The organism is Natronorubrum texcoconense, from assembly GCF_900100335.1.
Classification (GTDB): Archaea; Halobacteriota; Halobacteria; order Halobacteriales; family Natrialbaceae; genus Natronorubrum; species Natronorubrum texcoconense.
Map to the genome: position 1 here is coordinate 341,033 of NZ_FNFE01000005.1, position 20,216 is coordinate 361,248.

Here is a 20,216-nt window from a genome sequence, read left to right on the forward strand (position 1 = left end):
ATTGATCAGTTCGATCCACCAGATAGGTGGAATGAGTTCCACAGTGGAGCGATCTTTCAAGGTCTACGTCCACTAAGAGTCGCTTAATGTTAGGTCACCAGATCACCCTCACCGTCGACGGGGAACAGGAGCAGTTGACGGTGAAGGGACGCGGCGACGTTCACGCCTCGAGCAAGTATCGCGTGAACGTCCTTCCAATCGACGTCGAACGGGCGATTCTGTCGGCCGCTGACGACGCGAAGATCGATAGGGAAGATGATGCCGCCGCTCCCACTGACAGCCCGGCAGGCAGCCGAACGAACAGTCAGGAGGGTGAGCTACGATGAGCGACGCGGACTCTGCGGATGCAACGCGGGGGGTCGAACTGGACGCTGACGACGCCGATGGTGACACGGGTGATACGTACACGGGGTCTCGCGAAAAACGCCGGGAGGACGTCGCGTTGCTGACCGGCCGTGCCGAGTACACCGACGATCACGAGCCGCCGGGAACGGTCTCCCTCGCGTTCGTCCGGAGCGAGCACGGCCACGCTGACCTGAAGGAAATCGACACGTCAACCGCCGAGGCGATGGACGGCGTGATCGGCGTGTACACGTGGAACGATCTCGAGGCGTCGCCGTCGCCGGGTCGACTCCCGCTTTCGGGACTGGAAGGGGATATCCCGGCCCATCCGGTGCTCGCGACGGATCGTGTACGATACCACGGCCAGCCCATCGCGGCTGTCGTCGCCGAGGACCGGTATCGCGCACGCGACGGTGTCGCGGCGGTCGACGTCGAGTACGAGCCGCTCGAGGCGGTGGTCGACCCGCAGGACGCAGCGACCGATCCGAACGCGCCCCAACTATTCGCGGAAGCACCGGACAACGTCGCGACATCCGCGGAGCTCGGCGACGCCGATGCGACCGACAGGGCGTTCGATGCGGCCGATCGGACGGTGGAGATCGACCTGACGAACAACCGGTTGATCCCGTCTGCGCTCGAGCCTCGGGCGGCTATCGCGGAGTTCGATCCCGACGAGGGGTTCACCGTCACGATGACCAGCCAGTCGCCACACGGCCACCGTCGGAAGCTGGCTCACACCCTTGGCGTTCGCGAAGGAGAGATCCGCGTCATCTCGCCCCACGTCGGCGGCGGATTCGGTCACAAGGGCCACCACCATCCCGGCGAGGCGATGGCGGCCTGGTGTGCCCGCGACCTCGATCGACCCGTCAAGTGGACCGCGACGCGGAGCGAGAACTACCTCGAGGGCGCACACGGGCGCGACCACCGCACAACCGCAGCGCTGGCGGTCGACCACGACGGGTCGATCCGTGGGCTCAGAGCCGAAACCTACGCCAACGTCGGTGGCTACGGACTCGGCGTCGGTGCCTCGATGCCCGCTCGGTACGGCCGGCTGCTGGCCAGTCAGTACGCGATCGATGCGATCCGCTGTGAGACGCACACCGTCTTCACCAACACGGCGCCGATCCACTCCTACCGCGGCGCCGGCCGTCCCGAAGCGATATACGTCACCGAGCGGCTGGTCGACGTCGCCGCCGACGAACTCGGGATAGATCCCGTCGAACTCCGGCAACGGAACCTCATCCCGTCCGGCGCATTTCCGTACGAGACGCCCGTCGGAGCGACGTACGACTCGGGGGACTACGAACCCGCGATGGAGAGAGCGCTCGAGGCGATCGGGTACGACGACCGTCGCGACCGCTCCGGGACTACCTGGGATAGCTCGGGTGAAGACGTCGAGAACGGGGCGATCGACGACGGCCGACTTCGCGGTGTCGGGATCGCCAACTACGTCGAGTCCACCGGCGGCGGCTTCGAGAGCGGGCTCGTCCGCGTCCTTCCCGACGGCGACGTAGAAGTGTACGCGGGGACCCACTCGCACGGACAGGGCCACGAGACGACCTACGCCCAGCTCGTCGCGGATGCCCTCTCCCTCCCGATCGAGCGGATCCACGTCTCCGAGGGCGACACCGAAGCGATCCCCACCGGAACGGGCACCTTCGGGAGCCGGTCGACGATCGTCGGCGGTAACGCGGTCGTCACGAGCGCCGAGAAAGTGCTCTCGAAGGTGCGTCGGATCGCGGCTGCCGAACTCGAGGTCGATCCGGAGCGAGTCGTCTACGACGGCGGAGCGTTCACGGTGTCCGGAACGGACGGGTCTGAGGCGGCCACAGCCAGCGCGCGCGGCGATGAGGTTTCGTTCGCGGCCGTCGCCGAGGCGGCGTACGGTAGAGGGCTTCCCGACGACCTCGAGCCGGGGCTGGAGGCGACGACGTTCTACGAACTCGACGGAACGGCGTACACGTTCGGCACCCACGCCTGCATCGTCGCCGTCGATCCCGCCACCGGCGACGTGGAACTCGAGCGCTATCTCGCCGTCGACGACTGCGGCGAACGGGTCAACCCCACTATCGTCGAGGGCCAGGTCCACGGCGGCGTCGCACAAGGGATCGCGCAGGCGCGCTACGAGCAGGTCGCCTACGACGATGACGGCACGCTCCTGACCGACGCGATGGACAGCTACGGCGTCCCGCGAGCCGCCGACCTCCCGCAGATCGAGACCGACGCAACGGTTACTCCGAGCCCCCTGAACGAACTCGGAGTCAAGGGAATCGGCGAGGCCGGGACCATCGCCGCGCCGCCGGCCGTCGTAAACGCCGTCTGTGACGCGCTCGACGTCGCTCACATCGACATGCCGCTTACTGAAGAGCGTGTCTGGCGCGCAGTTTCGGAGGAGCGAGGCGACGTGAATTAGTTCGTCTCAGAGAAGGCTTTCCGCGATGGACCCGATGACTCGAGCGAGTCCGTTGAGAGCGTGAAGCGTCGCGAGTCCGATGAGTATCCCGAGTGGAACGGCGATCAACGACTCGATCCACGTGTCGATCGTCCAGACTTCCCATAGGACAGGTTCGCCGACCGGCGAGAGAACCAGCGCGAGCGAGGTGACGCCAGCGAGTAAGACAAACAGCGGAAGCAAGAAGGCTATCACGCCTTTGATGGCGAGAAAACCGATTCCTTTCCACGTCGTGTCAGCGGTTACGAGCTCGCGAAGTGCAGCGCCCCAGCCGTACGTGAGGGGATTCACTCCGGATGTGGGAGATTGGATGTTCGTTCCAAGCAAGCGATTGGTCAACTGCCGTTCGAGCTCTGCCGCACCGCGAGTTCCGGCGAGCAGAACGAGAAAGATGGGGATACCAACGAGCACAAAAGTGAGAACAAGCGCGGCGAAAAACCCGAAAAAGATGCCGATGAAATAGAGGCCGCCGACAAAGCTCGTAACGAAGAGGTAGAGGAGATTTCGGTAGGTCTGGCGCTCCGTAACGACCCCAACGAAATCAGTGAGTCCTGATTGCGCACGATCTCGTTGTTCGTCTGACACCATGTGATAATTACTCGAGAGCTGTTACAAACCGTTTGTGATCGAATTCAGCGTTTGGTTTGACTGTCGTCATGAGGACGTACGCTTGGTGAGCGCGTTTTTCACGCCACAGCGTAAGACACGGCCGAAGAGGCTGCTCTCGACAGATTTGTTTCTATCGAGAGATAGTCGTTCGGAGACCGCGACGAAAGGTGGACAGCTACTGCGCAACGGAAGCCGCTACTCCGCGATGCCGTCTAGCACAATCAACCTCGAGCGGTCCGGCTACCGTCCGGAAGTACCGACGGTGACGGCCCAGATGCCGACGACGGTGGCGACGAGCGTCAACAAGATTGCGACGAGGTAGCCGTCGGTGTACGCGACGCTCGCGGTTCCGAGCGGCGGCATCGCCAGCGCAGTGACGCCGATCGCGATATTGAATACGCCGACGATGGCAGTGTCCTTTTCGGGGGAGTATACGTTCATGAGAAGCGGGATGTACAGCGTTGCTGTACCGCCGAGACCGAGCCCGATTAGGATGATTGCGAGCGCCAGGGCCGAAACAGTGGGGACGAACAGCAGGACGATACCGCCAGCCGCACAGAGGAGTGACGCGAGGTAGGCACGTCTCGAGCCCACGACGTCGGCGAGATAACCGCTACCGATCCGCGAGATGATGCTGACGCCGCCGATCAGACCGAACGCGAGTGATGCACCGGCCGCCGTCAGCCCGCGGTGGGCGAACAGGTCGACGGCGTAGGCGGCGAGTAGCTGGTACCACGCAAAGGAGAGGGCGATTCCGACGAACAGTATCCGAAACGTCCGCGTTCCGCTCAGACGGGAGAGCCACTCGAGCAGTTCGTCGACGCTCTCGGTCGACTGCTCGGCCCACTGCGGTCGGCGACAAACGAGCGCCGAGAGCACGAACGCGAATGCGGTCAGCGACATGATGAGAAGAAAACCCCGACGCACGCCTACCTCGGTAAAGGTGAACTGCCAGATCGGCGGCAGGACTGTCAGTCCGAGCCCGTTGCCGACGAAGATGAGTCCCGTCGCCGCACCGCGACGGCGCTCGAACCAACGTGGCACGATCGACGCGACGAGAACGAACACCGTCCCGAGTGCGAGTCCCAGAACGGCGAAGACGACGGTCAGCCCGGCGACCGAACTCGTGACGTACAGTGAGGGAGCGATACCGCCCGTCGCGATCGCACAGACGAGCAACACCGCTCGAGCCGAAAATCGCGCGCCGAACACCCCGACGAGACCGGAGCCGATAAAGAACGTAAAGAGCATGATCGCGAACACGCCCGAGAGCGCGAGCGACGAGATGCCGAAGGCGTCGCGGAACGGCCCGTGGAAGATCCCGTACGACAGCGGCGTCCCGAAGGTGAAGACCATCGCAACGGCGCCGACGATCGCCACCAACCAGCTGTAGCGACTATCGGGACGTTCGACAGAGTCGGTTCGCACGGCTTGCTCTCGAGCGTACTCGGTCGAAAACGTTCTGGTTCGCGGACCGATTCTTGGTCCAAGTCAGATCTCCGTCCGACGATCGTGAGGCGCGTTCGATACGTTTGGTAGATAGGGAAACCCAGAAGAGACTATTTTGAACGTGTCTATGAGCCGTTTGCTCGGTCTGTACCGTTCCAAGGCGCCAGTACCGTTCTAAGGTGCCAGTACTACCCGCTTCCTGAGACGCCGATCGACAGACTATAATTGCTCGCTAGTAAGACCAGTGAATCATGTCGTGTTGCTTGCCAATCGATTTCGAGCACCGCCGGCCTACTCAGTACTGACGTTCTCCAACGCGAATCGCAGGTTGGACAGTTCCACTTTCACCGCGGTTGGATCACCTATATATGATGAACTGTACAACTCACGACCGAACGCAGAAACCGATACACGGATCTCGTCGCCGCTGTAGCAACGATGCCCGCCGAAACCAGCTGTCTACTGAATACGAGATCGGCGGTAAAGAACGGCCTTGAACCATGATTCCCTATGATTAAACTGAAACAACTCCTTTCCCGAAATCGGGAACAAACGCTGTTCGAATGTCGTCACTGCGGGACGAACATGGAAACGAACACGAAAAGCTGTCCCGAATGCGATTCGGACGACATTACACGGTACGAACTGTGACTGAGACGGTACGAACTATGACTTACATTGTCCGAACTGTGCCAAGCGATGAACCGTGACTACGGATCATCTACATCGTTCGGGAGCAAGACACCGAACGAGAGTAAGACATCGAACGAGAGCAGGGTAGCTGGCATCACAGCGGTATTCTTGATCGATATTTCTCGACGAGTGACGGTTTTTTGGCATCGCAAAAACGGTTCACCTGAGAACGGAGGGTCGGCGAAAGCAATCCAACTCGAGGTCCCGTCTGTTCCGTACGAAGAACCGAACCGGATCGAGGATTCTGTTTCGTACCAAGGATCGACCGGGTGCTCCGTCGTGGATCGTCTCAGAAGTGAAAACGATGCAAGGATCTATGAGAATGCGCCGTGAATTAGGGAGTAATGAGCAAGGCTGTCGACGTCACCCAACGGTGTACGTTTCCGTCGTCGATTGACGTGACAGCAGTTCTGGAGCGACTGGAAATTCAGTTCTTAGATGTGAATGACCGTCGTGCGATCGTTATCTTCCAGGGAGGTATTCTCAATCTCGAGAGTCAAAACGGGACGTTGACCGATCTCGATAGTGCAGAGATTACGGTCTACGATCTACCAGCGGACAATAAACGGGAACGCGGAGCCGAAGGTCAGGCTGCGATCGAGTTGATCGAAGACTTCAGAGCGGAGCTATCTACCATCTGGAACTCCGCATAAGAACACGCCAACAACTGTTACACTGAACGATCAAAGAGAGAGAAAGAGAGAGAGAAAGAGAGAGAGACCGTTAGTGGGGAGACACCCACCCCACGTTTCCGTCGTATCCCGCGAGAGGTAGGGGCTGCTTTGCAGATAGCAGTTGATTGCACCCCCCACGTTTCCGTCGTTTCTGCAAGACGGCGTAGAGATGGGGACGATCAAAAGTCAAACGTGATGTTCCCTAGCCATGTAGAGCCGTGTAGACTGAGATCTAACATCCCTAACACCTAGATTAAAGAAGCTAGGTTGAGAAAAGTCCACTAAGTCTATTTCGTTTACTGACGTAACGGATGTTATTTCGTTTCGTCGGCCGAAACGAGGGTTTCTCTGTTGTCTCTATACTGATTAGCATCTGTCGGCAGAACAGTTCTCCCGCTAATCGTTCTCTCTCGAACCCCCGTTTCCATTGACCCCACCCCCTTCTCGGTCAGTTACGACGGAAACGTGGGGTGTGGGGGGAGGAAAACATCTTTCTCTATCTCCACTGTCCTTGATCTGGCTTACGTCGGAAATCTGGTTGTACTATCAACTGTCTTATTTCCCCGCGATGCATGCTAAAATGCGTATGTTCGGCGGAATTACGTCGGAAATGTGGGGTGGTTTCCACCGCCAGTTTTATGCGCTTTCCGACCACATCGTGTGATACTGAATGACATCTGACCCCTCCTCTAACGCCGTGGACGATCCGTTGTTCGAATCGGGCCATCGGATTTTCTCGAACAAGGATCTCCTCAAAATCGGCCACGTTCCGGAGGCCGACCGGATCGTCGGTCGCGACGAGGAGATTTCGAAGTTAGCAAAACGGCTGAACGGTGCGGTTCACGGATACTCTCCGGAAAACGTGATGATCTACGGCAAGACAGGGACCGGGAAATCGTTGGTCTCGATGCACGTCTGTCAACGCGCTCGAAACGCGGCACAGGACGGTGTGGCGATCGGAACGGCGTATATCGACTGTGCGGAAGATAACACGGAAACGCAGGCGATCTCCTCGCTCGCCGCGAAACTGAACGACGAGTCCGTTACCGATATCACCGTTCCTCACACCGGGCTGAGCACGTCGAAGTACTACAAACTCCTGTGGAAGACGCTCGATGCGCAGTTCGACTCCGTCATCATCATCCTCGACGAGATCGATCTGATGAACGACGATAGTCTGCTGATGAAGCTCTCTCGAGCCGAAGAAGCGGGGAAGATCGACTGTAGCATCGGCATCATCGCGATCAGTAACAAGATCCAGTACGTCGACAATACGAACGAACGCGTAAAGAGTAGCTTCCAGCACAAGGAGCTGTTCTTCAAACCCTACGACGCGAATCAGCTCCGAGAAATCATGCTCAACCGGGCAGACGCATTCCAGGACGGTGTTCTTTCCGACGACGTCGTTCCGCTCTCTGCGGCGTTCGCCGCGCAGGAACACGGTGATGCCCGAAAGGCGATCGATATCCTCCGTCACGCCGGCGAGGTCGCATACGAGGAGGGCGCCGAGAAAGTTCGGGAAGAACACGTTCGACAGGCCCAACAGCACGCCGAAAAGGATCGGTTCCGAGAACTCGTCAACGGCGCACCCACGCAGGCGAAAGCCGCGTTACTCGCGCTGACCGAACTCAGCGTCAACTCCGACGACGACGCGTTCCTCACCAGTCGCGTCTACGATCAGTACGAACAGATTTGCGAGTATCTCGATATGGATATCCTCTCAGTCCGCCGATTCCGGGATATCTTGAAAGAACAGGCGTTTCTCGGCGTCGTCGAGATCGAGAAAATCAATAAAGGGAGTGCAGGCGGCATCCACCTGCAGAATCGGCTTATCGAGGACCCGCAGGTCGTTCGTGAAACCATCCTGGAGGATTCCCGGATGCAGAACTGGAACAGCGAGTGAACTGCCTCGGGATCAAGCCTCGAGGCATCCACCTCGCTCATTCATTGCTCTTTTGAACATTCCAGTGACGATTACGACAGAAGTCCGGGGTGAGACGTGAGGAAACGACGGAAGCCTGGGGAGGGGTATACGGAAACGACGGAAACGAGGGGGGTTGAATTGAACGACGGAAATGAGGGGCCTGTCGACAGTATCGGTGAATCGGTGTCCGTTCGCCGCCGCGAAAAGTCGTACGTCGGAAACGAGGGGTGTGACCAACCCATCGCGAAGTCGACGCACGTCAGAAACGACGGAAACCCGGGGTGGGGCGTACGGAAACGACGGAAACGAGGGGGGTTGAATTGAACGACGGAAATGTAGGGTCTGCTGACGGCATTCGGAAATTGATATCCGCTGCAAACGACGGAAACACGGGGGTTGCAGCTGATAGATTTGCCCTCTCGCTCAACGTACTGCAAAAAAACACTGTGCTCGAGATTCGTGCCATCACCGTCGACGATGGCGTCGTCTGTTCTTGATTACCGCTGTGTCAGTCGAGGTCGACGTACTGACTCTCCCAATCTCGGCGCGCTTCGAGCTCCCGCGTTCCGCGACGGGTGACCGAGTAGACGTTGGTTCGCCGATCCTTGGTACCCTTCTCGACGAGACCCTTGTCGACGAGCGTATCCAAATTCGGGTAGAGACGGCCGTGATGGATCTCTTTCTCGTAGTAGTCTTCGAGTTCTTCTTTGATCGCCAGTCCGTGTGGGTCATCCTGTCCGGCAATGACGTACAACAGGTCGCGCTGAAACCCTGTGAGATCGTACATGTAGTATCATGCTCGCTCCTATTATATAAAATACCAGTTACGTTCACGGCGCGGAAAACCGACAAGAATATTTCACATTCGGATTTACCGTAGGCCCAACCCGACTTGTGCGAGTCGAAATCGACGACGACAGACCAGGGTATCTCGACCGACCGGTTTGACAACAACGAGTACAGATCTATCGATCAGTCATCGAGGAACGCTCGAGTCAGCGCACCGACTTCGGACCGAAACGTCTTCATGTCGATTGACGTGTCGGCGTGAGAGAGTCGCGGATATTCTTCGCGAATGATATCCTCGAGAACGCGCTCGTAGAGCGTCTCGAACGTCACTGCGTAATCCTGATTTGAAAGAGTGGTCGCGACCCGTTCGAACCGACGCTGTGTCGCGTAGTTCGCGGCCAACTCCGTTGCCGATACATCGATCGGATCCACTTCGTGTTCCCCACGAAACGATGGATGGAGTAGTTTCGCTCGCTGGCCGCGTTTGTTCCGAACGACGACACCTTCGGCAGGACCGTCGTACCACGCGGACTGGGGAACGTGATACGAGTCGGGATCGAAATCTCGAGCGCGACGTTCCCGCTCGAAGACATTTACGGACTGAAGCCCGAGCCGATCGAAGATTCGCTCGACGGTATCGACGGGGTAGAAGCCGTCTTTTCGGGCCGACCAGCTGTCGAAGCCGAGAAACGACGGCGTTCGCTGCCAGTCGTAGTCGATCGTATGGCGGTGTACGGCCTCGCCGAAGAAAACGACGCTTTCGACGTCGTCGACGGCGTTCCGGAGCGCGTCTCGGTCGAGATTTTCACTCACGTGGCGGACGGCGTGCTGGTACGGCTCCGGGACGTCGTCCGGATTATCGTAGACGCGATTTTGGTCGCCGAATCGGATCAATCCCGACTCCTGGAGCTGGAACCGAAGGGTCGCTCCATCGATTTTCTCGAGAAGCCATAGATGGCCCGTCTCGAAGAGTTCGTCGGGCGCGTCTGTAACGTACGGTATCGTGGGATACGATTTCATTAGCGAGCAGGTAGTGTTAAACGCTGACAGGAATGTTTCGGCAGTACGTGGCAGATCATCGTGAAATATTTGCTCGTCACTTGTTACTCTGTCGACCGATCTTCATCGCCGATCTACTCGCTACGAGAGTACAACGTACGGCCAGTTAGTTGATGAGTGACGGATTATAACGATCCGGACTCCTCGTTCTGTCCGTTCTGAAACGAGCGAACGAACTGCGGACAGCGTGGTGTGAAGTACTTACAGAAAGGCGACGAGAGAACGGTTAACCCACTGTGCCCGTTGTTCTCGCTACTCGGTTTCAGTGGCGTCGTCGTCTTCGAGCGTTCTCAGCGCCTGGCGGATCGAAGCAACTCGCTCGTCTCGCCGTCCCGTGATCTCGTCCGGATCGCGATCGTACTCGAAGAATCCGGTACCGGCTTCGATCCCGGTCCGTCCCTCGCCGATTCGCCGGTCATACAGCGGGTTCGCCTCGTCTCGATCCGTGAGATCCGGATAGATGTCGTTCGCGCTCGTCTGAAACAGCTCTAATCCGGCGATGTCGACCGTCTCGAGCGGTCCGATCGCGGCCGTTCGGGTCGCATAGCCATCACGAATCGCGCGATTGACGTCCTCGGCGGACGCGATACCCGTTTCGACGATGTGGAGACACTCTCGGATGACGGCGTGTTGGACTCGGTTCCAGACGAATCCCGGAACGTCGCGATCGACGGTGACCGGATCGCGATCGACGGTCTCGAGGAACGCTCGAAGCCGGTCGACCGTTCGGTCGCTCGTCTCCGCACCGGCGATGACCTCGACCGGTCGGAGGAGATACGGCGGATACCACCAGTGGCAGCCGATGATGCGGTCCGCTGCCTCCGAAGCTCCGTCGGCGATTTTCGTGATCGGCAACCCGGACGTGTTCGAGGCCAGAACTGCGTCCGAATCAGCTTCGTCGTCAAGCGCCCCGAATAGCTCCTGCTTGGCGTCCAACTCCTCCGAAATGGTCTCGAGAACGATATCGACGTCTTCGACCGCGGCCGCGCGGTCGGTCGTGTAGGTCACGTCCGTCTCGACTGCGGCCGGATCGATCTCCGCTAAATCACGCTCGGCGAGGAAGGCGGCGGCGGACTGGGCCCGGTCTCGTGCTCGCTCGAGATTCGAGTCGCGGTGGTCGACGAGGGTGACGTCCAACCCGGACCGGAGGAACTGGACGACGAAGCCGCTGCCCATCGAACCGGCACCGATGACCGTGACCGTTTTGGGGGGTTCCATGGCTGTCAATCTGTCCCAACCGACAAAAGTTCACGGTGAAGCACGCAGCAGTGTTCGACTCGAGACAGTGGCGGGTCGTCGCAGTATCTGATTCGTAGTAGTGATTCGACTCCTATTCAGCTTGGACGTTCCATACGCATGTCGAATGTGTCTATTTTATACACTGTCCACCTATCGAAAACATCTCTCACCAAACGTATTTGCCTGACGGACTCGATACCGCTCCACTCAACTTTGTTCGAGCTAATATCGGTATTAGTGGATCAAATTCAACCAAATCTCCAGCTGTTCGTCTATTGTGCTCTGACTTAGTAATCGTTATCACGGTGGGTGCCAGTTTGTGAATCATATATGAGTACGGAGCAGTCAACTGGACTGAACGACAACGACAAATCTATCACGGGGTTCGTGATGATCTCGCACGCTGTCGTCCACACGTACGAGCTCTCGATTCCGATTTTGATGGTCATCTGGCTCTCTGACTTCGGTCTGAGTACGGCGATTCTCGGGACAGCGGTCGCGGTCGGGTACGGTTTGTTCGGTATCGGTGCCCTCCCGGCCGGAGTGCTCGTCGACAAGTTCGGGTCACGAGAACTCGTCTTGGTCTGTCTCGCTGGCATGGGCGGCTCGTTCCTCCTCTTGAGCGCGGCTCAGGGAATCGTCACGATCACGATCGCCCTCTGTGTCTGGGGGATCGCAGCGAGCGTCTACCATCCGGCGGGACTGTCCCTGATTTCGACGGGCGTCGAACAGCGCGGCACCGGCTTCGCCTATCACGGAATGGCCGGCAACTTCGGCATCGCGTTCGGTCCGCTGCTAACCGCAGTGTTGCTGTTGTTCTTCGACTGGCGCTACGTCACTGCCCTGTTAGTCGTCCCGGCCGTCATCGCTATCCTCTATGCGATGACTGCCAGCTTCGACGAAACGGCCGCCGTACAGACGGAAACCGACGGCGGCGAGCCGACGGACGACGAGTCGATGTCGCTGTCGAAGTTCGTCACGGACAGTCGAGCGCTGTTTACGCTCGGGTTCAGCATCGCAATCGTCGTCGTCATGATGAACGGCCTCTTCTATCGAGGGACGCTGACGTTCCTGCCGGACGTCTTGAGCGACTTCGTTCCGAACGTCGCCGACCAACTCCAACTGTTCGATCCGGACAGTCCGATGGCCGAAGAGTTCAATCCCGCGTCCTACCTCTACGCCGGATTGCTGATGATCGGGATGGGCGGCCAGTACGTCGGCGGTAAACTGACCGACCGAATCCGCACCGAAACCGGTCTCGCGGTTATCTTCGGTTCGCTGGCCGTCGTCGCAGTCCTGTTCGTTCCGGCGGCACAGGCTGGTGTCGTGCCGCTGCTCATCATCAGCGCACTGCTCGGATTTCTCCTGTTCTCGCTGCAGCCGATGTATCAGGCGACGATCGCCGAGTACAGCCCGCCCGGTGATCGGGGTCTCTCGTACGGCTACACCTACCTCGGCGTCTTCGGCGTCGGTGCTGCCGGTGCGGCTATCGCCGGCTACCTCCTCTCGGTCGTTACCGTCGGGATGACGTTCGTCGCACTCGCCGTGTTCCCCGCGTCTGGTGCCGTGCTGGCGATACTGCTCTCTCGAACCGGCGACCGTCGAGTGGAAGCAGCCGAATAACTTTTCAGATTTCCGATGTCGAAACGTACTCGAACGACGTGTCGACGCGTTCGAACCGGTCCGCGGCGAACGGCTCGGTCGGAAACCCGGCGTCGGTACCGGTCAATCGCTGCCGCACCGTCGGTCCCACTACGGGCGACGTCATGATCCCCAGCCCGTTGAATCCGGTCACCACGAGCAATCCCGCCGGTGCGTTCTCGGGTGCGTCGACGATCGGGCGCGTGTCCGGCGACGCGGCGTCGATCCCCGCCCAGCCGTTGACGAACCCGGCATCGCCGAAGCCGTCGATGAATCCGGGGACGAAATCCGCTACCTCGAGCCGAAACGACTCGTCCGCGTCGCTCGAGGCCGTCGCTGGTGTCTCGACCGGGTGATGGCCCCCTCCGATCAACAGATCGCCGTTGTGTTCCGGGCGAAAGTAGAGGTGTTCGCTCTTGATACGACCGAGCGGGAACCGCTCCGAGAGCGGTTCGTCGGGTTCGAGGACGACGACTTGCGTCCGATACGGTCGGATCGGAACGTCGACGCCGTCCGGCAGCAGGTCCCGGGTACGCCAACCGGCAGCGATCACGACGGCGTCCGCGTCGACGCGTCCAGCATCGGTTTCGACGCCGACGACCGTCCCGTTCTCGACGTCGATGTCTGTAACTTCGCTATCGAGGTGGAACTCGGCGCCGCGAGCTTCCGCCGCAGACTGCAGCGCAGTCGCATAGGTGTACGGATCGACCCAACCGGTGTCCTCGTACAGAACCGCACCCGCGAAACCCTCGAAGTCGAACTCGGAATAGCGGTCGGTCACCTCGTTAGATCCAAGAAAGCTGACTGGGAACCCTTCGTCGCCGAGTCGTTCGGTGAGGGCTCGAGCGTCCGCGAGCTCGTCGTCCGTCATGACGTCGATCCGATTCCGCTCCGTGAACCCGAACCCGTGGGTGCCGTCGAACTCCCGGAAGAACGCGTTCGCGTGGCGTGCGACGCCCGGGATGTCGCTGTAGAACAGCGTTGGCGCGACGATCCCCGCTGAGAGGCCGGTCGCCTCGGCTGCCACCCCCGTTCGATCGAGTACCGTAACGTCGTGGTCGGCGGCGAGATCTCTGGCAGCGTGGCAGCCAGCGACGCCGGCGCCGACGATTACAACGTGCTCGAGGTCCCCGTCAGTCGTGTTCATGGCACACGGTTATTCGAACGGCTACATACGCGTTTCGTCGGGCAAAAGCTGTCGTTACCTGATCCGTCCCCCCACACTCCCATTCCGTCTTCGCCATCGGGAGCACGACCTGCCCAACGGTCGACTATCGAACCGACAGTCCGATCATTTATCGCGGTGTGTGCGGTTATCGCTAGCATGCATTCCCCGACGGCAGTGACTGCTACGCGTCGACTGAACGCCTCGCCCCGGATCATCGACGCGTTCGCGATCGAATCGAACCGCACTCGAGGGAAACCACTCACCCTCGAGGGATCGTAAATGGCAACGCACGTCAGCATCGTCGGTGGCGGTGTGTACGGACTCTCGATCGCCTACTACCTGAGCGAGTTCGGCGACGCCGATCTCGAAGTCACGGTCTTCGAACGCGGTGCTCTCGCGAGCGAGACGACGGGCTACTCGGCCGGAATCGTCCGTCACCACTACACGAATCGAGTGCAGATCGAGACGGCGATTCGCGGCCGGGAACTCCTCGAGGGGTTCGAATCGGTCGCCGGGGGCGATGGAGGCTTCCGACAAAACGGCTATCTCGTCCTTACCAACGCCGACGGCGTAGACGAGTTCCGAGCGTTGGTCGATCGGCAGCGACGCGCCGGCCTCGAGGTCGACCTCGTGGAGCCGACCGACCTCGAGTCGCATCTCCCCGGAATCGATTCAGGAGGTGTCGCACTCGGCGCGTACGAGCCCCGCGCCGGCTTCGCCGATCCGTACCTCGTCGCGACCGACTACGCGACTGGGGCTCGCGAGAACGGGGTCGAAATCCGTACCGGGACCGCGATTACGGATCTGATCACGGATGGAACGGCGGTGACGGCGATCGAGACGTCCGCGGGGCGTGAACCAGTCGACGTCGTGGTCAACGCCGCGGGACCGTGGGGGCGGGAGATCGCGTCGATGGCCGGCGTCGACGTGCCGCTCGAGTGGTACGAGTCGAAAGTCGCCGTCCTGCGCGGCGACGAACCGTACGGCGTCGAAACCCCGACGCTCTCCGATCACTCGGAGTCGCCGGATATGTATCTCAAGCCCGAACCCGGCGGTGACGTCCTCGTCGGCGGGATCGACCGCCCGGCCGTCGACCGAGCGGCGGGTCTCCAGGGCGTCGACGAGTCGTTCCTCCGCGCGGTCGGTGATCGACTCGAGTCCCGCCTACCCACGTTCGCCGACGCGGCGGTCGTCGACTCCTGGTCGGGCGTCATCTCCGTGACGCCGGACTCCCACCAGATCGTCGGCGTTCCGACCGGCGTCGACAACCTCTACAACGCGCTCGGCGGCAGCGGCCACGGATTCAAGGAAGCACCGGCGTTCGGCGAGTCGATCGCGCTGTCGATCCTCGGCGAGGACCCGCGAATCGACCTCGAGGCGTACCGTCTCGAGCGCTTCGAGGACGGTGAGTCGCTTTCGGGTGTGAGCGAGAAGTCCTACGGCGACGACCGGTAGCCCTCGGATACCGATTCCACTACATTCTTGTCCCTCTCGCGTGAGTCGCAACTGAGACTGCCGGACTCGAGTGGCCCGCTGGCCGCGGCGTCGAGTCTGAGGGTCACCCTACTCGAACGATGATTCGCTGGCGCTACCGAGACACCGTCCTCGCACTCTGTACCCTCGCCTTTTTCGTAACCATGTTCGGCCGGCTGGCGATCAGTCCGGTCGTCCCGGCGATCACCGACGAGTTCGGCGTCTCGAACGCGGTTATCGGGGCGTCGCTGACGGGAATGTGGCTCGCCTACGGGTTTGCACAGTTCCCGAGCGGCGTGCTCGGCGACCGATACGGCGAACGGGGGATCATCCTCGTCGCGCTCGGCGGGACCGCCGTCGCGTGTCTGCTCATCGCCGTCGCACCGCTGTTCTCGGTGTTCGTCCTCGCGACGGTAGTACTCGGCGCCGTCGCGGGGTTACACTACAGCGTCGCGACGACGCTGCTGTCGCGAATCCACGACAACGTCGGGATCGCGATCGGCATCCACAACTCGGGAGCGACCGTCGCGGGACTGATCGCTCCCGTCGCCGTCGCCTGGGTCGGCGTCACGTACGGCTGGCGGCCGGCCGTCGCCCTCACCGCCGCCGTCGGGATCCCGGCGTTCGCCCTCTTCGCCCTGTCGGTTCGCCCGACCGAGCCCCGCCGACCCGAACTGCCGCTGCGCGAGCGCTTCCAACTCCGGTCGCTGCTCGAACTCCTCTCGCGTCCGGTGATCGCTTTTACCCTGTTCATCGCCATCGTCGGCGAGTTCGTCTGGCAGGGGTCGGCCTCGTTCCTCCCGGTTTTTCTCATCGAACAGCGCGGCTACTCGACGACGGTCGCGGCGATGGGGTTCTCCGCGTACTTCGTCGCCCAGGGGATCGCCCAGGTCGGCGTCGGTGCGGCCTCCGACCGGTTCGGTCGGGATCGGGCGACGGCTAGCTGTCTGCTCGTCGGTGCCGTCGGCCTCGTCGTACTCGTCGCCGGTCCCGGACTCGCCGGTGCCGCAGTCGGCGTGATCCTCCTCGGAATCGGGATGAGCTTCGAGGCCGCGCTGTTGCCTCGGTTTCTCGAGGAACTGGGCGCCGCCGAACGCGGTGCCGGCTTCGGCCTCGTCCGGACCGTCTACGTTATCACGGCGTCGCTCGGCTCGGTCGTTGTCGGACTCGTCGCCGACCTCTTCGGTTGGGGCGTCTCGTTCGCCTTCCTCGCGGGGTTGCTGACCCTCGCGGTCGCCGCGTTCGTCGTAAACTGGACGTTCGGCCTCGATCTGTAGCCGGCGAGGGTCTCGGCTCGCGGCACCGAGGGCCATCGTGACACTCCGGGTTCCGCCCGTTTTCGATCGGTACCCATCGCGAACACCTAGACGTATTACGGACCGGACTGTACGGTACGTCACCACATGACAGCAGCTCGCACAGCAGCTGTAGCCGGCGTCGGACTACTTCCGAACGGAACGTACTCGGTCCCGGAACGGGAACTGGCGGTGGACGTCATCCACGAGGCGCTCGAGGACGCCGACCTGTCGCTGGCGGACGTCGACGGTCTCTACATGCCTTCGCCGCGGCCGTGGACGGAACAGAAGTTCTTCTCGACGAATCTGTTACACCTGCTCGGACTCGAGGTCGATCGGACGATCGAAGTCTCGACGGGCGGAACCAGCGGCGGGAAAGCGTTTCAGACGGCCGTTTCGGACGTTCGGAGCGGCGCGGTCGACACCGCTCTCGTGTTCGCGGTCGAACGGAACTCGACGATCGAGACGACCGGTCCCTACTTCGATTACATTCTCAGCACGTTCGACGCCGAGTTCGAGTCCCCGATCGGGATGTCGATTCCGGGCGTCTACGCCCAGAGCATGCAGCGGTACTGCCACGAGTACGACGTCGACCGCGAGGATCTGGCCGAGATCGTCGTCAAGAACCGCGATAACGCGGCGGCCGATCCCGACACGCTCTTCGACGACTCCGTGACCCGGGAGGCGGTCCTCGGCTCGCGTCCGATCGCCGACCCCATCAGGATGTACGAGTGTCCGGCGCCCTGCGACGGCGGCGCGGCGCTGGTCGTGACGAGCGCTGACGCCGGCGGAGACGGCGACAGAGACGGAGACGATGCCAGCGATAGGCGTAACGGAACCGAAAGCGCGGTCGAAGTAGCCGGGCTGGGGAGCCACCACGCCGCGAGCCACCTGCTGATGACCCGCGACGATTCAATAACTGAACTCCCAGCCGTCCGAAAGGCGGCACAGGAGGCGAGCCACGACGCGGGTCGCTCTCCCGACGAAATCGACGTCTACGAACCGTACGCTCCCTTCCCCCACATCGAGGCGATCATCACCGAAGAGTTGGGGCTGGTCGACCGAGGTGCGGGCCTCGAGGCCTGCCTCGACGGGCGAACTGCGGCCGACGGCGAGTTTCCGATCAGTCCGTCGGGCGGCTGTCTCGGGCGCGGCCATCCACCGATGGTGACGCCGCTGTACAACTACGTGGAAGCGGTTCGCCAGCTCAGGGGGACCGCATCGACCCAGGTTCCGGATGCGACCCACGTCCTGACGACCTCGGAGCACGGCCACGTCAACGGAGCGACGGCGACGGTCTTCGCGAGGGGTGAGTGACGATGCGCGAGACGCCCTATACCGAACGGTTCTGGGAGGCGCTCTCCGACGGCCGGTTCCTGATCCACGCCTGCGAGGACTGCGAGGAGCGGTTCTTCCCGCCAGCACCGGTCTGTCCGAACTGTCACTCGCGGTCGGTCGAGTGGCTCGAGTCCAACGGAATCGGGGAGCTCTACTCGTTCACCCGACAGCACGCGACGGCCGACGGCTTTCCCGACGAGATCGTCGCGGGCGTCGTCGAACTCGACGACGGGCCGCGGCTACTGACCGCCATCGACGAGACGTACGCTGATCTCGCACTCGGTGATCGCGTCAGAGTCGAACCGCGGGAGTACCCGCACGACTACGACCGTGGTCGCCACGCTGAGCAGCCGTTCTTCGCGGCGACGACGATCGATGGCGACGAGTGATGCCCGTCGCCGTTGCAGCCGCTGAGTCTCACCGTCCGCCCTTCTCCACTGGGCGGCCGAACGGAATCCTCGCGAATCGCCGTCGTCACCTGCAGTAAAGCTTTGTCCTCGGCGGAGAAATCACGCCATTATGTCACACGAAGTGAGCCGACAGTCCGGCGAGGTGCACCGATCGTGAGCGCGGAAGATCCCGAAATTGCCCTCGAGCGCCACGACGAGACGTTTTTCACGGATCTCGAGGCGCTGCTGGCCCAGCCCTCGATCAGCGCGACCGGCGAGGGGATAGCCGAGTGTTCGTCGATGGTCAGAGAGCTGTGTCTCGAGTACGGCTGCGACGAGGCGGAGGTCGTCGAGACCCCGGGACGGCCGGCCGTCGTCGCGCACGCGAGAGCGGATCATGCGAGCGAATCTGACGATACCAGCAACGGCGACCGTCGCCCGACCGTCCTGCTCTACGGCCACTACGACGTCCAGCCGGCGACGCCGTCCGAGTGGACCTCGCCGCCGTTCGAGCCGACCGTTCGGGACGATCCCGACGGCGAGCAACGACTCTACGCCCGCGGCGCGGGCGACAACAAGGGTCAGTGGTTCGCACACCTGTGTGCGATTCGGGCGCTGCGCGAGACGACCGGGCTCCCGGCCGACGTCGTGCTCCTGATCGAGGGAGAAGAGGAGAGCGGGAGCGAGAACCTCGAGTGGCTCGTCCGCGAGCACAGCGACGAGTTCGAGTCGGACGTCGCCATCGTCGCCGACGGGCCGATCGACTCGTCGGGCCGGCCGCACGTCCTCCTCGGTGCGCGCGGACTGCTGTACGTCGATATCGAGGCCCGGGGCGCGAACCGCGACCTTCACTCCGGTAATTTCGGCGGTCCCGTACCCAATCCGGCGACCGCGATCGCGAACCTCCTGGCGTCGCTGACGGACGAGGACGGACGCAGCACGCTCGAGGGGTTCTACGACGACGTCCGACCCCTGACCGAGCGGGACCGGGAGGTCCTCGACGCGATCCCGGTCGACGAGGCGGACATCCTGTCGGATCTCGGCCTCGACGCCCTCGCAACCGACCCCGACGAAGGATACGTCGATCGGTTGCTCACCCGTCCGAACCTGAACGTGGCGGGACTCGACGCGGGGTATCACGGCGAGGGAATGAAGACCGTCCTCCCGTCTCGAGCGCGCGCGAAAATCGACTACCGATTGGTCGCCGATCAGGATCCTCAAGCCGTCTACGACGCGCTCGAGCGCCACGCCCGGGAGCACGCGCCGGCGGGAATCGACGTCGAACTCGGTCGCGTCGCGGCGATGGCGCCACAGCGGACGTCGGCGGATAGCCCCGTCGTCGAGCCGGCGATGCGGGCGGTCCGCGACGGCTGGGACACCGAACCGATCCTGAAACCCGCACTGGGCGGCTCGGTGCCGACGTACGTTTTCGCCGACGCCCTCGACGTCCCGTGTCTCGTGATCCCGTACGCGAACGAGGACGAGAACAACCACGCACCGGACGAAAACATCAAGCTCTCCTGCGTTCGCGCCGGGGCGCGAACGACGGTGGCGCTCCTCTCGGAACTCGCCGACGCGAACCTCGAGTCGGGATCGACGCCCGTCTGATCCGACAGAACACTGTCCGCTAATAGTGTGGATTTTCTGGACTAAGTTTCACACTTTTCTGGACTATTCGGACA

16 protein-coding genes are annotated in these 20,216 nt (G+C 61.6%); 10 read left to right on the top strand and 6 right to left on the bottom strand.

Annotated elements, in window-relative coordinates; all coding sequences use genetic code 11:
• The first annotated feature begins 86 nt into the window (after positions 1-86).
• Both BLT08_RS16320 and BLT08_RS16325 read left to right on the top strand, forming a co-directional pair.
• Positions 87-326: a hypothetical protein gene (locus tag BLT08_RS16320; RefSeq protein ID WP_090310017.1), complete on the top strand. Its 240-nt coding sequence runs from the start codon at positions 87-89 to the stop codon at positions 324-326.
• Positions 323-2,755 carry a xanthine dehydrogenase family protein molybdopterin-binding subunit gene (locus tag BLT08_RS16325; protein ID WP_090310020.1) on the top strand — a complete coding sequence of 811 codons (2,433 nt, stop codon included), beginning with the start codon at positions 323-325 and terminating at the stop codon, positions 2,753-2,755. Before BLT08_RS16320 ends, BLT08_RS16325 begins: the two co-directional genes overlap by 4 nt.
• Positions 2,756-2,761: 6 nt before the next feature.
• Here BLT08_RS16325 and BLT08_RS16330 read toward each other — a convergent pair whose 3' ends face one another.
• Positions 2,762-3,382 (bottom strand): sensor domain-containing protein, encoded by a 621-nt coding sequence (locus BLT08_RS16330; RefSeq protein WP_090310023.1) that lies wholly within the window; start codon positions 3,380-3,382, stop codon positions 2,762-2,764.
• A 261-nt stretch (positions 3,383-3,643) separates the two neighbouring features.
• Positions 3,644-4,831 (bottom strand): MFS transporter, encoded by a 1,188-nt coding sequence (locus BLT08_RS16335; RefSeq protein ID WP_175529351.1) that lies wholly within the window; start codon positions 4,829-4,831, stop codon positions 3,644-3,646.
• 1,058 nt (positions 4,832-5,889) lie between these two features.
• Here BLT08_RS16335 and BLT08_RS16340 point away from each other — a divergent pair.
• Together BLT08_RS16340 and BLT08_RS16345 are read left to right on the top strand one after the other, a co-directional pair.
• Positions 5,890-6,198: a hypothetical protein gene (locus BLT08_RS16340; protein ID WP_090310026.1), complete on the top strand. Its 309-nt coding sequence runs from the start codon at positions 5,890-5,892 to the stop codon at positions 6,196-6,198.
• A 691-nt stretch (positions 6,199-6,889) separates the two neighbouring features.
• Positions 6,890-8,122, top strand: coding sequence for an orc1/cdc6 family replication initiation protein (locus tag BLT08_RS16345; RefSeq protein WP_090310029.1), 1,233 nt, complete (start codon positions 6,890-6,892; stop codon positions 8,120-8,122).
• 529 nt (positions 8,123-8,651) lie between these two features.
• Here the strand turns inward: BLT08_RS16345 and BLT08_RS16350 are convergent.
• From BLT08_RS16350 to BLT08_RS16360, 3 genes are all read right to left on the bottom strand, one after another.
• Positions 8,652-8,930, bottom strand: coding sequence for a PadR family transcriptional regulator (locus tag BLT08_RS16350; protein WP_006091191.1), 279 nt, complete (start codon positions 8,928-8,930; stop codon positions 8,652-8,654).
• Between the two features lie 185 nt (positions 8,931-9,115).
• Entirely contained in the window at positions 9,116-9,952 is an 837-nt protein-coding gene (locus BLT08_RS16355) for an RNA ligase family protein (RefSeq protein ID WP_090310032.1), read from the bottom strand.
• A gap of 291 nt (positions 9,953-10,243) precedes the next feature.
• The gene (locus tag BLT08_RS16360) at positions 10,244-11,209 is read right to left on the bottom strand and encodes a 3-hydroxyacyl-CoA dehydrogenase family protein (RefSeq protein WP_090310034.1); all 966 of its coding nucleotides are present in this window, start codon (positions 11,207-11,209) and stop codon (positions 10,244-10,246) included.
• Between the two features lie 351 nt (positions 11,210-11,560).
• On the opposite strand from BLT08_RS16360, the gene BLT08_RS16365 reads away from it, so the two are divergent.
• Positions 11,561-12,853 carry an MFS transporter gene (locus BLT08_RS16365; RefSeq protein ID WP_090310037.1) on the top strand — a complete coding sequence of 431 codons (1,293 nt, stop codon included), beginning with the start codon at positions 11,561-11,563 and terminating at the stop codon, positions 12,851-12,853.
• 4 nt (positions 12,854-12,857) lie between these two features.
• On the opposite strand, the gene BLT08_RS16370 is transcribed toward BLT08_RS16365, so the two are convergent.
• The gene (locus BLT08_RS16370; RefSeq protein WP_090310040.1) at positions 12,858-14,018 is read right to left on the bottom strand and encodes an NAD(P)/FAD-dependent oxidoreductase; all 1,161 of its coding nucleotides are present in this window, start codon (positions 14,016-14,018) and stop codon (positions 12,858-12,860) included.
• Between the two features lie 300 nt (positions 14,019-14,318).
• Between BLT08_RS16370 and BLT08_RS16375 the strand changes: the two genes are divergently transcribed.
• From BLT08_RS16375 to BLT08_RS16395, 5 genes are all read left to right on the top strand, one after another.
• Positions 14,319-15,494, top strand: a complete 1,176-nt coding sequence (locus BLT08_RS16375; RefSeq protein WP_090310042.1) for an NAD(P)/FAD-dependent oxidoreductase — start codon at positions 14,319-14,321, stop codon at positions 15,492-15,494.
• Between the two features lie 119 nt (positions 15,495-15,613).
• Positions 15,614-16,789, top strand: a complete 1,176-nt coding sequence (locus BLT08_RS16380; RefSeq protein WP_090310045.1) for an MFS transporter — start codon at positions 15,614-15,616, stop codon at positions 16,787-16,789.
• Between the two features lie 126 nt (positions 16,790-16,915).
• The gene (locus BLT08_RS16385) at positions 16,916-18,124 is read left to right on the top strand and encodes a thiolase family protein (RefSeq protein WP_090310048.1); all 1,209 of its coding nucleotides are present in this window, start codon (positions 16,916-16,918) and stop codon (positions 18,122-18,124) included.
• A 2-nt stretch (positions 18,125-18,126) separates the two neighbouring features.
• Entirely contained in the window at positions 18,127-18,534 is a 408-nt protein-coding gene (locus tag BLT08_RS16390; RefSeq protein ID WP_090310051.1) for a Zn-ribbon domain-containing OB-fold protein, read from the top strand.
• Positions 18,535-18,708: 174 nt separating this feature from the next.
• Positions 18,709-20,142 (top strand): M20/M25/M40 family metallo-hydrolase, encoded by a 1,434-nt coding sequence (locus BLT08_RS16395; RefSeq protein WP_090310055.1) that lies wholly within the window; start codon positions 18,709-18,711, stop codon positions 20,140-20,142.
• Positions 20,143-20,216: the final 74 nt, after the last annotated feature.

What these genes read in the sequence shown, in the direction of transcription:
- BLT08_RS16325 (WP_090310020.1), top strand. Translation starts at nt 323, where the DNA reads ATGAGCGACGCGGACTCTGCGGATGCAACGCGGGGGGTCGAACTGGAC.
- BLT08_RS16340 (WP_090310026.1), top strand. Translation starts at nt 5,890, where the DNA reads ATGAGCAAGGCTGTCGACGTCACCCAACGGTGTACGTTTCCGTCGTCG.
- BLT08_RS16370 (WP_090310040.1), bottom strand. Translation starts at nt 14,018, where the DNA reads ATGAACACGACTGACGGGGACCTCGAGCACGTTGTAATCGTCGGCGCC.
- BLT08_RS16375 (WP_090310042.1), top strand. Translation starts at nt 14,319, where the DNA reads ATGGCAACGCACGTCAGCATCGTCGGTGGCGGTGTGTACGGACTCTCG.
- BLT08_RS16330 (WP_090310023.1), bottom strand. Translation starts at nt 3,382, where the DNA reads ATGGTGTCAGACGAACAACGAGATCGTGCGCAATCAGGACTCACTGAT.
- BLT08_RS16365 (WP_090310037.1), top strand. Translation starts at nt 11,561, where the DNA reads ATGAGTACGGAGCAGTCAACTGGACTGAACGACAACGACAAATCTATC.
- BLT08_RS16360 (WP_090310034.1), bottom strand. Translation starts at nt 11,209, where the DNA reads ATGGAACCCCCCAAAACGGTCACGGTCATCGGTGCCGGTTCGATGGGC.
- BLT08_RS16380 (WP_090310045.1), top strand. Translation starts at nt 15,614, where the DNA reads ATGATTCGCTGGCGCTACCGAGACACCGTCCTCGCACTCTGTACCCTC.
- BLT08_RS16390 (WP_090310051.1), top strand. Translation starts at nt 18,127, where the DNA reads ATGCGCGAGACGCCCTATACCGAACGGTTCTGGGAGGCGCTCTCCGAC.
- BLT08_RS16345 (WP_090310029.1), top strand. Translation starts at nt 6,890, where the DNA reads ATGACATCTGACCCCTCCTCTAACGCCGTGGACGATCCGTTGTTCGAA.
- BLT08_RS16320 (WP_090310017.1), top strand. Translation starts at nt 87, where the DNA reads ATGTTAGGTCACCAGATCACCCTCACCGTCGACGGGGAACAGGAGCAG.
- BLT08_RS16350 (WP_006091191.1), bottom strand. Translation starts at nt 8,930, where the DNA reads ATGTACGATCTCACAGGGTTTCAGCGCGACCTGTTGTACGTCATTGCC.
- BLT08_RS16385 (WP_090310048.1), top strand. Translation starts at nt 16,916, where the DNA reads ATGACAGCAGCTCGCACAGCAGCTGTAGCCGGCGTCGGACTACTTCCG.
- BLT08_RS16355 (WP_090310032.1), bottom strand. Translation starts at nt 9,952, where the DNA reads ATGAAATCGTATCCCACGATACCGTACGTTACAGACGCGCCCGACGAA.